The organism is Rhizobium sp. BK313 (assembly GCF_014193655.1).
In the GTDB taxonomy this organism is placed as follows: Bacteria; Pseudomonadota; Alphaproteobacteria; order Rhizobiales; family Rhizobiaceae; genus Rhizobium.
This window is the reverse complement of sequence record NZ_JACHZQ010000001.1, coordinates 2,141,784-2,155,272: the sequence shown is the minus strand read 5'-3', so window position 1 is coordinate 2,155,272 and position 13,489 is coordinate 2,141,784. Positions and strand designations below refer to the sequence as shown.

The following is a 13,489-nucleotide window of genomic DNA, read 5'->3' as shown; positions in this document are numbered from 1 at the left end:
GCATTGTAAGGGGATTGGCAGCCCTAAAGCAGGAAAAACTTGAATTTGCCATCGTTTGCTTGTATCGGGCGTGCTACTCCGAGACATGATGACGACATCACGACCGCAAAGGACAGGCAATGGCCCGTGTCACAGTAGAAGATTGCATTGATAAAGTAGAAAACCGGTTCGAGCTGGTGCTTCTCGCCAGCCACCGTGCCCGCTTGATTTCGCAGGGTTCCTCGATCACTATCGACCGCGACAACGACAAGAACCCGGTCGTTGCGTTGCGCGAAATCGCCGATGAGACGCTGTCTCCCGACGATCTGAAGGAAGACTTGATCCATTCGCTGCAGAAGCACGTCGAAGTCGACGAGCCCGAACCTGATCCGGCAAGCCTCCTGGCTGGCGGCGGTACCGCTTCGGCTTCGGGCGATGAAGAAGAAGATCAGCCGGAAGCCGTCACCTTCGACCAGATGTCGGAAGAAGAGCTTCTGGCGGGCATCGAAGGCCTTGTTCCGCCGGAAAAAAGCGACGATTACTGATCGTCGAGCTTGATGCTCTAACCAAGAGCGATATGATGAAATGATGCGTGCGCCGGTCGTATGACTGGCGCGCTTTTATTTTGCTGGAGTAGCTTGGGAATGATGCGGCAATACGAGCTTGTTGAGCGTGTGCAGAAATACAAGCCCGATGCCAATGAAGCACTTCTCAACAAGGCCTATGTTTATGCGATGCAGAAGCATGGGCAGCAGAAGCGTGCCAGCGGCGATCCCTATATTTCCCATCCTCTCGAAGTTGCTGCCATCCTGACCGACATGCGTCTGGATGAATCGACGATCGCCGTCGCCCTCCTGCATGACACGATCGAAGACACGACCGCGACGCGCGCCGAAATCGATGAGTTGTTCGGCGAGGATATTGGTCGCCTGGTGGAAGGGCTGACCAAGATTAAGAAGCTTGATCTCGTCACCAAGAAGGCGAAGCAGGCTGAAAATCTCCGCAAGCTGCTGCTTGCCATTTCCGACGACGTCCGCGTCCTCCTGGTCAAATTGGCCGACCGCCTGCACAATATGCGTACGCTCGACCACATGTCGCCGGAGAAGCGCGCCCGCATTTCCGAAGAGACGATGGAAATCTATGCGCCGCTTGCCGGCCGCATGGGCATGCAGGACATGCGCGAAGAGCTGGAGGAGCTGTCCTTCCGCCACATCAATCCCGAAGCGCACGACACGGTCACCAAGCGTCTCGAAGAATTGTCGCGGCGCAATGAGGGTCTGGTAAAGAAGATCGAGACCGAACTGCGCGACCTGCTGGTTGCCAACGGCCTCGCCAACGCCATGGTCAAGGGCAGGCAGAAGAAGCCCTATTCGGTCTTCCGCAAGATGCAGTCGAAGTCGCTTTCCTTCGAACAGCTTTCCGATGTCTATGGCTTCCGCCTCCTCGTCGACGACGTTCCGTCGTGCTACCGCGCGCTCGGCATTGTGCATACGCGCTGGCGCGTCGTGCCTGGCCGGTTCAAGGATTATATCTCAACGCCGAAGCAGAACGATTACCGCTCGCTGCACACTACCATCGTCGGTCCGTCCAGCCAGCGCATCGAGCTGCAGATCCGCACCAAGCGCATGCATGAAATCGCCGAATTCGGCATCGCCGCCCACACGCTCTATAAAGACGGCACCAACAACAATGGTGATGGCGAGCTGCTGTCGCGCGAAAGCAACGCCTACTCCTGGCTGCGCCACACCATCGAGGCGCTGGCGGAGGGCGACAGCCCCGAAGAATTCCTCGAGCATACCAAGCTTGAACTGTTCCAGGATCAGGTCTTCTGTTTCACGCCGAAGGGCAAGTTGATCGCGCTGCCCCGCGGTGCCACACCGATCGATTTCGCTTACGCCGTTCACACCAATATTGGCGACACCACGGTCGGTGCCAAGATCAACGGCCGCATCATGCCGCTGGTGACGCGTCTGACCAATGGCGACGAAGTGGAGATCATCCGCTCCGGCGTGCAGGTGCCGCCGGCCGCCTGGGAAGAGATCGTCGTGACCGGCAAGGCGCGCGCCGCCATCCGCCGTGCCACGCGACTTGCCATCCGCAAGCAATATGCTGGCCTCGGCCACCGTATCCTGGAGCGCACCTTCGAACGCGCTGGCAAGGTCTTTTCGCGCGACGCGCTGAAGCCGGCGCTGCACCGCCTCGGCCAGAAGGATGTCGAGGATGCAATCGCCGCCGTCGGGCGAGGGGAAATGTCGTCGCTCGATGTGTTGCGCGCCGTCTATCCCGATCATCAGGACGAACGCGTCACGGTCAAGCCCGCCGGCGATGAAGGCTGGTTCAACGTCCGCAGCGCCTCCGGCATGATCTTCAAGATCCCCGGCAAGACCAAGGCTGATCTCGCCGCGAGCGTCGAAGGTGTCGATGCCCTGCCAATCCGTGGCCTGGCGGCTGACGTCGAAGTGCATTTCGCTCCGACCGGCGCCGTTCCCGGGGACCGCATCGTCGGTATCATGGAAAAGGGCAAGGGCATCACCATCTATCCGATCCAGTCGCCGGTACTGCAGCGTTTCGACGACCAGCCGGAGCGCTGGATCGACGTGCGGTGGGATCTGGATGAGGCCAACAAGTCCCGTTTCGCCGCCCGTATCCTGATCAATGCGCTTAACGAGCCGGGCACGCTCGCCAAGGTTGCGCAGACGGTCGCCGACATTGACGTCAACATCCGCGTTCTCAACACTGTGCGCGTTGCTGCCGACTTTACCGAGATGGCCCTGGATGTCGAAGTCTGGGACCTGCGCCAGCTCAATCAGCTCCTTGTACAGCTCAAGGAGCTCGATTGCATCGCCACCGTAAAACGGCTTTACGAATAATTATCCTTGGCGATCGCCCCGATCCGATGCGGATTGCATATTTTGTGATCATTTTGTGATCAAATTTGGCCACTCCCACACACGGTTATGCGTTTATTGCATGGCTGTGTGTATTTTAGAGCGGTGGTAATTAACCTTTGTCACGCCTATCTTCTGGTCATCGAAGAAACGAAACAGAGATGAGATAAGACAATGTTTGGTCCGATCAAGAAATTCGCCCGCGCCCTGCGTGTTCCGAGTGCCGCAGAACGTGAAATGGCCTATCTGAATGGCTCGCACGACCGCTTTGACCTTGAATATCGTCAGCGTCAGGTCGATCGCGGCATGTTCCGCCATCGTTAAACGCTGATAATACTTCCAAAATGGGAAGGGGCGTACCTGTTGTTGCGCCCTTGGAGCATTCCGCTGAACGCGGACAGGATGTTCCAGATCAAAAAAGCTAGAGTGGCCTTTTCCTGTTCTTTGAACATACGGCTGCTCCGAAGAGTATAGTCTTTGCGGCTGGATAATCAGCGCATGATACGCTTTGCCGCTCTTGTCATGACGGCCCTCGGTGCACTAGATAAGCCGCATGTTATTTCGCCGCCGAAAACCACTGACGTTGAAGGAAAAATTGTGGGAGCACCTTTGGCCCCGCAAGGGTTTCGTTCGCTCGTTCCAATATTTCGGAAAACGCCTGGTGCGCCTTGCCGCCTCGCCTCATTCGGTGGCAGCCGGCTTTGCCGCGGGCATCGTCGTTTCCTGGACCCCGTTCATTGGCGTGCACTTCGTCATGGCGATCATCATCGCCTATCTCGTCGGTGGCAACGTGATCGCGGCCGCGCTCGGCTGCTTGGCTGCCGGTAATCCCATCACCTATCCCTTCATCTGGGGCCTCACATGGGAAATCGGCCATCTGATCCTGGCGCGCGACAGCGGCGGGCAGGGTGGTGGGATCGACCTTCCGGCGCTATGGCACAAGGGCGATCTCCTGCAGATTTGGGACCCGATCCTGAAACCGATGCTGATCGGAGGCATTCCACCGGCAATCGTCACAGGCATCATCGTCTACGCGCTGACCTATTATGGTGTGAAGAGCTTCAAGAGCCGCCGCAAGGCGCGGCTGATGGAGCGGGCGCGCGAGCGCCTGGCGCTTGCCGAAAACGCATCGAGCGTCTGACGGAGCGCGACGTCGCGGCGGCCGGCTGGAGGGCCTTCTCATGATCATCGGGATAGGCAGCGACCTTATAGATATCCGCCGTGTCGAAAAATCGATCGAGCGCTTTGGCGCGCGGTTCACGGAACGCTGTTTCACCGACATCGAGCGCGCCAAATCCGAGGGGCGCAAGAATAAGGCAGCGTCATACGCCAAGCGCTTCGCCGCCAAGGAGGCCTGCTCCAAGGCGCTTGGCACAGGCTTGGCGCAGGGCGTTTTCTGGCGCGACATGGGTGTCGTCAACCTGCCGAGCGGCAAGCCGACGATGCAGTTGACGGGCGGTGCGGCCAAAAGACTGGCTGCGATGGTGCCGGAAAATCACCGCGCCGCCATTCATTTGACGATAACGGATGATTTCCCTCTCGCTCAAGCCTTCGTGATAATCGAGGCACTGCCGATTGCGGGCTGAATGACGACCGTGTGTCGCTTTTAATACCTGCGCCATTGCCGCCGTGGTATGAAGCGGATAGAGAGTGCCTGAAAGTAAAGTGCGCCGGTGGGGTGCGAAAAAGGAATAAGACTGCGTGTCCGAGAAAGCCGAAAAACAGCAGAATGTCCTGTGGGAAAACATCAAGGTCATCGTACAGGCTCTGGTCCTGGCCATGATCATCCGCACGGTACTATTTCAACCCTTCACCATTCCGTCCGGCTCGATGATGCCGACGCTTCTTGTCGGCGACTATATCTTCGTCAACAAGTTCGCCTACGGCTATTCGAAATATTCGCTGCCTTTCTCGCCGGATCTGTTCAGTGGTCGCATCTTCGGCAGCGAACCCAAGCGTGGCGACGTCGTGGTGTTCCGCTTCCCACCGAACCCGGATGTTGACTATATCAAGCGCGTCATCGGCCTGCCGGGCGACCGTATTCAGGTGAAGAACGACATCCTTTACATCAACGGCCAGGCCGTTCCGCGTGAGCCGCATGGCACTTTCGCTTCGGATTACAGCCAGGAGCCCGGCGACGATATTCCCGTTTACAGCGAGCGCTTGCCGGATACCGGCAAGGTCTACGATACGTTGGACCTGTCGCAGACGTCGCGCGGTGACAACACGCAGGAATATGTCGTGCCGCCGGGCAACTATTTCATGATGGGCGACAACCGCGACAATTCCGACGACAGCCGTTTCGACGTCGGTTATGTGCCGGCCGAGAATCTGATCGGTCGCGCCAGCGTTATCTTCTTCTCGCTCGGTCACGACACCTCGTTCCGTGAAATCTGGAAATGGCCGACCAACATGCGTTGGGATCGCCTCTTCAAGGTTGTCGAATGACGAAGACGCAGACGCTCCCGCAGGCGGATCGTGTCAGGCTTGAAGCCGCAATAGGCCACGAATTCGCCGAGAAGGGGCGCCTCGAATGGGCTCTGACGCATGCCAGCGCCCGAACGCACAAGGCCGGCAATTACGAGCGGCTGGAATTTCTCGGCGATCGGGTTCTCGGCCTGTGCATCGCCGAGTTGCTTTTTCAAACCTTCGGTACAGCGACGGAGGGTGAGCTCTCGGTGCGCCTCAATCAGTTGGTCAGTGCCGAGACGTGCGCCGAAGTCGCCGATGAGATGCAATTGCATCTCTTCATCCGCACGGGCGCCGACGTGAAGAAACTGACGGGCAAGCGCATGTTGAACGTGCGCGCCGACGTCGTCGAAAGCCTGATTGCAGCGCTCTATCTCGATGGCGGCCTCGAAGTGGCGCGCAAGTTCATTTTGCGGTACTGGGAGCGTCGCGCCATCCGTCCCGATGGCGCAAGACGCGACGCCAAGACGGAGTTGCAGGAATGGGCGCATGCGAAATTCGGCGTCACACCCGTTTATAGGGTTGATGACCGCAGCGGACCGGATCATGATCCCCGCTTCACGGTGACGGTGGAAGTGGCAGGAACAGCGCCCGAGACCGGTATAGAACGCTCCAAGCGCGCCGCCGAGCAGGTGGCCGCGACACGGATTTTGGAGCGCGAAGGTATTTGGCAGGCCCAGCCTACTCAGAAATGACTGCCCAGAAACGACGGATATAATGACAGATCAGGAAGACGTGGCCGCCGGTGAAGGCGTAGCCGAAAACAATTCACCGACGCATTCGGGTTTCGTGGCTCTCATCGGCCCGACGAACGCCGGCAAGTCGACGCTCGTTAATCGGCTCGTCGGCGCCAAGGTGTCGATCGTCAGCCACAAGGTGCAGACGACGCGCGCCATCGTGCGCGGCATCGCCATCCATGACAATGCGCAGATCGTCTTCATGGATACGCCCGGCATCTTCAAGCCGCGCCGGCGCCTCGACCGCGCCATGGTGACCACCGCGTGGGGCGGTGCCAAGGACGCGGATCTCATCATGCTCCTGATCGACAGCGAGCGCGGAATACGCGGCGATGCCGAAGCCATTCTCGAAGGGCTGAAGGAAGTTTTCCAGCCGAAGATCCTTGTTCTGAACAAGATCGACCGCGTTCGCCGCGAAGATCTGCTGGCGCTTGCCGCCGCCGCCAACGAGAAGATTGCCTTCGAACAGACCTTCATGATCTCGGCCGAAAACGGTTCGGGCTGCGACGATGTCATGGACTATCTGGCAAAGACGCTGCCGGAAGGTCCGTGGTATTATCCCGAGGACCAGATTTCCGACCTGCCGATGCGCCAGCTCGCCGCGGAAATCACCCGCGAGAAGCTGTTCCTGCGCCTGCACCAGGAGCTGCCCTATTCCTCGCATGTCGAGACTGAAAAATGGGAAGAGCGCAAGGACGGCTCGGTGCGGATCGAGCAAGTGATCTACGTCGAGCGCGAAAGTCAGAAGAAGATCGCCCTCGGCAAAGCGGGTGAGACGATCAAGGCGATCTCGACCGCCTCGCGCAAGGAACTGTCCGAAATTCTCGAACAGCCGGTGCACCTCTTCCTCTTCGTCAAGGTGCGTGAGAACTGGGGCGACGATCCGGAACGCTTCCGTGAAATGGGGCTCGAGTTTCCGCGCTGATGGAACAATTTCCCGTTGAGTGTCTTACATTGCGACAGTCGTCGTGCAGATCGCTTCAGCCGGCGCGATCCGAGGGATGTCCATGGCCAAGACGACAACGATGCACAGGCAAAAAACGCCGTGCCAACAGTGTCCGCTGCGGGAACTGCCGCATTTCCGTGAATTCAATCGCGAGGAACTGAGTTTCGTCGCAGAATTCAAGAAGGGCGAACTTGTCGTCGACGCTGGCGCGACGATTTTCCTCGAGGGTGCCCATAGCGCTCACCTCTTTACGATTCTTTCCGGCTGGGGCTTTCGCTATAAGACACTCGAAGACGGGCGCAGGCAGATTCTGAATTATGTCATGCCCGGCGACCTAATCGGCCTGCAGGGCTCGATCATGGGCGAGATGCAGCATTCGACCGAGGCTTTGTCGCCGGTCTCGCTTTGTGTCTTCGAGCGCGCGGAACTGATGACGCTCTACAACAAGCATCCGTCGCTCGCCTTCGATCTCACATGGATCGCCGCGCGGGAAGAACGCATTCTGGACGAACATCTCTTAAGCATCGGTCGCCGGTCTGCGCTGGAAAGAGCTGCTTATCTGCTCGCCTACCTGCATCAGCGGGCCAGTGTCCTGCATCTCTTCAACGGCAGCAAAGTCATCCCGATCACGCAGCAGCACATCGCCGATACGCTCGGCCTCTCCATCGTTCATACCAATAAGACATTGAAAAAGCTGTCGGGGCGCGGGCTGATCCGCTGGCAGGAACGCGGTTGCGATGTGTTGAATGGTGAAGGGCTCGCGGCCCTCGCCAAGTGGGAAGGGTTGGATGCGGGCGCGCGGCCATTCATCTGACCCCACGAAATTGATGTGACCTGCAGCATGTCTTTTTTAAATGTTGTGGCTGGTGTATCAGCATAGACTACCGTTCTCGTCACTTTTCGACCAGTTTCACCTTTTACTAACCGCGGCGGCAAATGCGATTGGAGCATGATGACGAGCCCATAGTCCCGCGGGACAAAAAGTGCGAAGCGGTGAGGGCAAGGTCATGTCACATGAGATCTAGCCAACACGGATGGGGGAATGCCATCCATTCAACACGGGCCGATGATTGGCGCCGGAGGGATAGATGTGGGAATTTATACGGGGCACGGCGCCACTTGGCGTACGAATGCGAGGATGGCGCTGATATGACGGTTCAGCGCGTTCTCATTTTGGAAGACAATCTGATCATTGCCATGGAGGCGGAGGAAATCCTTCGTCTTGTCGGGGTCGAGGAGGTGGAAATCGCCTCGAACCTGGAGCAGGCGGTCAACGCCGTTCATACGGAGCGTTATGATTTTGCGATGCTGGATGTCAATCTCGGGGAGTCGATGAGTTTCGGCTTTGCCCGATTGCTGGTCGAGCGTGGCATCGCCTTCGGCTTCGTCAGCGGCTATCCGGATACGCTCGACTTCCCACCGGACTTGCGGCACGTGCCGTTGCTCAACAAGCCTTTCGATGAAGCTGCCATGCGGGCATTCGTCGACAAATTATCATCGACAAGCAGCCCGTCGAGCGGATCGTCTCCCATGTGACAGCGCCTGCCGTTTGTCCTAAACTCGAATCACGACATTCTGCGGGATAAACCGGCCGATGCAGTGGCAGGATCAGGCAATCGTATTGGGCGTCAAGCGCCTCGGCGAGACCAGCGTCATCGCCGAGGTGATGACGCGTGATCGCGGCCGGCATATGGGTTTGGTGCGCTCTGGCCGGTCGCGCGCCATGCAGCCGGTACTGCAGGCGGGCAATCTGGTCGAAGTGACATGGCGGGCGCGGCTGCACGAACATCTCGGCGAATTCCGCATGGAGCCGGTGCGATTGCGGGCGGCACGGCTGATGGAAACGGCGACCGCCGTCTATGGCGTGCAGGCGATGGGTGCGCTACTGCGTCTGTTGCCGGAGCGGGATCCGCATCCGCATCTCTATGACGCACTCGATGTTATCCTGGAAAACCTGCAGAATCCGATGGATGCCGGCGAGCTCTTCGTTCGGTTCGAATTGGCCGTACTCAACGATCTTGGCTTCGGTCTTGACCTGACCGAATGTGCAGCGACAGGCGTGCGCGACGATCTCGCCTTCGTTTCACCGAAGACAGGACGTGCCGTCTGCCGTGCGGCAGGTTTGCCATGGGCTGACAAGATGCTGCCGCTGCCGCCCTTCCTTGCCGCCGGTGCCGCCGAGGCGGCTGATGGCGAAAGCCTTGTCGCTGCCTTCCGGCTCACCGGCTTCTTCCTGCATCGCCATGTCTACGAGCCGCGCGGCATAGAGATCGCCGCAGCGCGCGATGGTTTCATCCAAGCGGCGCTGAAGGCAGTGAACGCCGCGTCCCTCGAACGACCGCTGGAGCAGCCGGTCATCGCCGCCAAACGCTAGACAGCGATATTCGATGCCGCCGACATCACCTCGCGTGGCGCCGGAATGCCAAACATATGGCGGCCGTCACCCTCGACTTCGGTAAAGGCCCAGCGTACGACACCGTCGCGGTCCAAAAGGAATTCGCCGACGAGCTGGCCTTCGCCGGTTGCGATCATCTGCCGGTCATCCTCTGTGAAATCATATTGGTCCGCCTTGTCCAGGAAGGCGACAGCCGCATACGGGTCCATTGCTTCAGGGAGTTCGCCCGGCATGTCCACGCGCATCGACTTGACCTCATCGATATTGACATGACGTGGCCAGTCGGTCTCCTCGTCGGTAAATTGCATGTTGGGCAGGCCGAAGGCTCTGTGCGATACCCGATCCGGATCGGAAGCGGCCAGCAGATTTGGAAGCGGATGGTAGCGGAAATAGAGGCGCGCGCGTTCGATCGGCGTGTTGACGACGGTCAGGCTATCGATGCCTTTCTCCTGCAATGCATCGGTGAGCTCGGCCATGGCGGCGATCTGCCGGCGGCAGAAGGGACAATGCAGCCCGCGGAACAACCCGACGAGCACCGGTTTTTGGCCACGAAAATCGTCGATGGCGATCTTGCCCTGGCGGGTGATCGCATCCAGCACCACGTTCGGCGCGCGATCTCCAGGCTTCAATGGTCTTTCGGCGTGGTTATCCTGCATGTTTCGTTCCTCCATCTATGTACCTGAATCGATTCGCCTAACGGATCTCCGGCGGTCATTGCGACGGGGACAATCAGTCAAGAAACGGCAACACGACGAGTGTGCCTGGATCGAGATTGTGGCGGGTGCACACATCCTGTGCCAGCGTGAAATACCGTTCCGCCTCGTCCATGTCGTCATGCTCGAGGCTCAGTGTCGCCAAACCATCATAGCACGGAAAGAGCAGTTGCGGCTCGTCAATTTCCTTCGCAACCTCAAGGGCTTCCTCGTAATACTTACGAGCTAGCTTCGGCTGCCCGTGGCATTGATGGATCTGTCCAAGGACGATCAATGGGACGGAGAGATGGTCGCGCTGATCGAGTGCCCGGTCGATTTCGACTGCCCTCTCCGCTGCCGGCACACCCTCGGCGGCACAGCGATCGGTAAAGGTACAACAGGAAACGGCGAGATTGGCGAGAAGGCGTGCCTGGAAGCCGAGATCACCGATGCGGGTTGCAACCTCCAGCCCCCGCCGGCAGATCTTGATGGCGTTGGCCGGATCGACAATCGTGTAGAGGACGCCGAGATTGGAATAGGCGCGACAGGCCGCGCTCTGCAGATCGGCCTTTTCGGCTACAGACAGGCTGTGCTCCACCTCCTGCACGGCATCGCGGCGACGTCCGAGCCGCGCAAGTGCTGCACCCTTGGTATTCAGTGCCTCGGCCATCGCTCGCGCCGCTTCCCGTCCGGCCTCTGTCGTTCCATCGATAGGTAGCGTTTGCAGACATTGCAGGGCCTGCGTCGCCCATTCGGCGGCGGCCGCCTGGTCCCCCATGCGGAAGGCCAGATGGCCGCGCTCCTGCAGGAGATGCGCATGTTCGACCGGCGCATCGATCGTCGCGATCATGGCTTCGGCCTCGGCACAATGCGTCTCCGCCTGGTCGCGGCGCCCCGCATCGAGATGCAAGCGGCCGATTTTTCGCAATATCCTTGCTGCGGCGATCCGATCGTCTCGGCTGCGGTGGGTCGCAAGCGCTCGCTGATAATGGTTCAAGGCGGCGTCGCGGAGACCGGCGGGACCGCAGAGATCGGCAAGACGCTCCAGAAGCGCCAATTGCTCCGACGTCACCTCCGGCTCGTCTGTTAAGGCGGCAAGCGCCTGACGGTAGAGACGCATCGCATCGTCATTGGCATACGTCTTCCGTGCTATATCGCCCGCCGCCATCAGATAGGTAGCTCCCTTGGCCTTCTCGGTGGTGAGGCTGAAGTGATGGCCGAGTTGCGCCAGATGCTCGGGCCGGTCGGGCGCCGAACCGTATTGGCGTTCCAGAACCCCGCCGATACGGCGATGAAGCTCCACGCGCCGTTGTTGCAGGAGATTATGATAGATGACGTCGTGCAACAGGGATTGGCTGAAGCGATAGGTGGGAGAAACGCCGGCATCGGGCCCGCGCAATTCCTCGATGATGTTGGCATCGCAGAGATAATCCAGCGCAGCGTCTATTGCAGCCGGTTCGGTGGCGACGCTGCGAAGCAGGGCGGTATCGAACTTCGGGCCGACCACCGCCGCCTCCTGCGCCAACCGTCTTATTTCCTGAGGCAGACGATCGACACGGGCGAGCAACAGGGCCTGCAGATTCACCGGAATATCAACATCCGTGTCTTCCGCCGCAACATGCCAGCGCTGACCGTCGTTGTGCAACGTGCCCATGTCGATCAGACCTCGAAGGATTTCTTCGATGAAGAGCGGATTGCCGCCGGCGCGGTCGAGGATGCGCTTACGCATCGTGACCAACTTGCCGTGAACCTCGCCGAAAAAGGCGGCAAGCAGCTTCTGCCCGTCGGCTGCAATCAACGGGCCAAGACGTTGCACGGTGACGCTCACACGATTGGAGTCCAACGGGTCGATCTGCGATGTCGGCCGGTAAATCGCAAGCAGCATCAGCCGGCTACGCTCCAGCCGATCCATCATGAAGCGCAGCACCTCCAGCGAAGCGGCGTCCGCCCAATGCAGATCCTCGATGACAAGCAGTAGCGGACCCTGCGCCAGCCGCCGTTCGAACACGGTGCGGACCCCATAGAAGATCTGCCGCCGCAACTGCTCCGGCTCGATGTGCCGTAGCGCTCCATTGGGATCACCGAGACCGAGGACATGCAGAAAGAGCGGCAAAAGCCCGTCGACATCTTCCTGTGTGAGATCGAGCGCGCGGAATCCTGTCGTCAGCAACTGACGCGTCCTATCGAGATTATCCCGTTCGCCGATGCCGTAAGCGCTGCGCACGACCGCGGCAAGCGTGCCATAGGATTGTTCGCCGAGAGGAGAGCAGGTCGCTTTGCGGATGGCGAGACCCTGGAAGCGGGCAGCATTACCGGCGATGCCGATGAATTCGTTGACCAGCCGAGACTTGCCGATACCCGCTTCGCCGATCAGTCGGACAAGCTGCGCCGCACCGCCGCAGGCGAGATCGAGGCACGTCAGCAACCGCGACAATTCCGTATCGCGTCCGATCATCGGCGCCTGAAGGCCGAAACTTTCGAGCCCGCGCGCTGTATGCGGCGCTTCCAATGGTCCCGTCAGCCGATGGACAAGGACGTCGCCGCTTTTGCCGCGCAATGTTTGCGCACCGAGACTGTCGAAGGCAAAGGCATGGCGGGTGAGGCGATAGGTCAGCGGCCCGACCAGGATATCGTTTTCGCCGGCCATGGACTGCAAGCGTTGGGCGGTGTTCACTGTGTCGCCGGTCACGGAATAGGATTTGGTATTGACCGCGCCGAAGCCGCCGGTGACGACAGGGCCGCTGTTGATGCCGATATGCAGGCGAAGCGGCACACCGGCGCGTCGCCGCCAGCGCTCGCCGACCTGCGTCGCCCGATCGATCATATCGAGTGCCGCATTCAGCGCCCGTACCGGATCGTCCTCATGCGCGACCGGCGCGCCGAACAGCGCCAGCAGCGCATCGCCGACAAACTTGTCGACGAAGCCGCCATAAGCCTCGACCGATTGAGTCATCTCTTCGAACAACTCGTTCTGCAGCACCCGCATGACTTCAGGGTCGATCTGCTCGCTCAGCGTCGTGAAGCCGCAGAGATCGGCAAAGAGCACTGTCACCGGCCGTCGGTCGGCATCGCCCTCAGATTTTACCGGCATGGCCTCGATGGTTGGCTTCGTTGGGAGTTGGGTCTTGTCGGAAATCGAGGCGCCGCACCTGGGGCAGAAGGCAAAATCAGGCTGACAGGGATAGCCGCAAGCAGCGCAGGAGATGGGTTGCTTTGCGCCGCATCGCGGACAGAAAGCAAAGCCGCTCCGAATATCGAAACCGCAGCCGGCGCACTCCATCGCACGCACCTCGCGAAAGCCCATGTGTTACGGCTATTCCAACCGCAACTGCGGGCTTCAAAACAGGCGCTAAGCATGAACCTGCTGCCCCAGCCCCGCAAGT

13 protein-coding genes are annotated in these 13,489 nt (G+C 59.6%); 11 read left to right on the top strand and 2 right to left on the bottom strand.

Translation table 11 applies throughout. The features are described from left to right. Positions 1–119 precede the first annotated feature (119 nt). The 11 genes from rpoZ (at position 120) to recO (ending at position 9,393) form a co-directional block, all read left to right on the top strand. Entirely contained in the window at positions 120–524 is a 405-nt protein-coding gene (rpoZ, locus tag FHT86_RS10325) for a DNA-directed RNA polymerase subunit omega (RefSeq protein WP_133706708.1), read from the top strand. A gap of 99 nt (positions 525–623) precedes the next feature. Beyond that, on the top strand, positions 624–2,849 hold the full coding sequence (locus FHT86_RS10320; RefSeq protein ID WP_133706707.1) for a bifunctional (p)ppGpp synthetase/guanosine-3',5'-bis(diphosphate) 3'-pyrophosphohydrolase: 2,226 nt from the start codon (positions 624–626) through the stop codon (positions 2,847–2,849). Positions 2,850–3,041: 192 nt separating this feature from the next. Beyond that, on the top strand, positions 3,042–3,191 hold the full coding sequence (locus FHT86_RS10315; protein WP_133706706.1) for a DUF3563 family protein: 150 nt from the start codon (positions 3,042–3,044) through the stop codon (positions 3,189–3,191). A gap of 229 nt (positions 3,192–3,420) precedes the next feature. Continuing rightward, positions 3,421–4,008, top strand: a complete 588-nt coding sequence (locus FHT86_RS10310; protein ID WP_133706705.1) for a DUF2062 domain-containing protein — start codon at positions 3,421–3,423, stop codon at positions 4,006–4,008. Between the two features lie 40 nt (positions 4,009–4,048). Beyond that, positions 4,049–4,453: a holo-ACP synthase gene (gene acpS / locus FHT86_RS10305; RefSeq protein WP_133706704.1), complete on the top strand. Its 405-nt coding sequence runs from the start codon at positions 4,049–4,051 to the stop codon at positions 4,451–4,453. 115 nt (positions 4,454–4,568) lie between these two features. Next, the gene (gene lepB, locus FHT86_RS10300; protein ID WP_133706703.1) at positions 4,569–5,315 is read left to right on the top strand and encodes a signal peptidase I; all 747 of its coding nucleotides are present in this window, start codon (positions 4,569–4,571) and stop codon (positions 5,313–5,315) included. Then, complete coding sequence (gene rnc / locus FHT86_RS10295) at positions 5,312–6,031, top strand: ribonuclease III (protein WP_133706702.1); 720 nt, start codon at positions 5,312–5,314, stop codon at positions 6,029–6,031. Before lepB ends, rnc begins: the two co-directional genes overlap by 4 nt. A 22-nt stretch (positions 6,032–6,053) precedes the next feature. Then, positions 6,054–6,998, top strand: coding sequence for a GTPase Era (era, locus tag FHT86_RS10290; protein WP_133706701.1), 945 nt, complete (start codon positions 6,054–6,056; stop codon positions 6,996–6,998). Positions 6,999–7,080: 82 nt separating this feature from the next. After that, the gene (locus FHT86_RS10285) at positions 7,081–7,833 is read left to right on the top strand and encodes a Crp/Fnr family transcriptional regulator (protein ID WP_133706700.1); all 753 of its coding nucleotides are present in this window, start codon (positions 7,081–7,083) and stop codon (positions 7,831–7,833) included. A 335-nt stretch (positions 7,834–8,168) separates the two neighbouring features. Further along, the gene (locus FHT86_RS10280) at positions 8,169–8,555 is read left to right on the top strand and encodes a response regulator (protein WP_133706699.1); all 387 of its coding nucleotides are present in this window, start codon (positions 8,169–8,171) and stop codon (positions 8,553–8,555) included. Between the two features lie 58 nt (positions 8,556–8,613). Further along, on the top strand, positions 8,614–9,393 hold the full coding sequence (gene recO, locus FHT86_RS10275) for a DNA repair protein RecO (RefSeq protein WP_133706698.1): 780 nt from the start codon (positions 8,614–8,616) through the stop codon (positions 9,391–9,393). On the opposite strand, the gene FHT86_RS10270 is transcribed toward recO, so the two are convergent. Further along, the gene (locus FHT86_RS10270; RefSeq protein ID WP_133706697.1) at positions 9,390–10,070 is read right to left on the bottom strand and encodes a peroxiredoxin-like family protein; all 681 of its coding nucleotides are present in this window, start codon (positions 10,068–10,070) and stop codon (positions 9,390–9,392) included. The two genes, recO and FHT86_RS10270, sit on opposite strands and share 4 nt — an antisense overlap. Before the next feature lie 73 nt (positions 10,071–10,143). After that, entirely contained in the window at positions 10,144–13,386 is a 3,243-nt protein-coding gene (locus tag FHT86_RS10265; RefSeq protein WP_133707126.1) for an adenylate/guanylate cyclase domain-containing protein, read from the bottom strand. Positions 13,387–13,489: the final 103 nt, after the last annotated feature.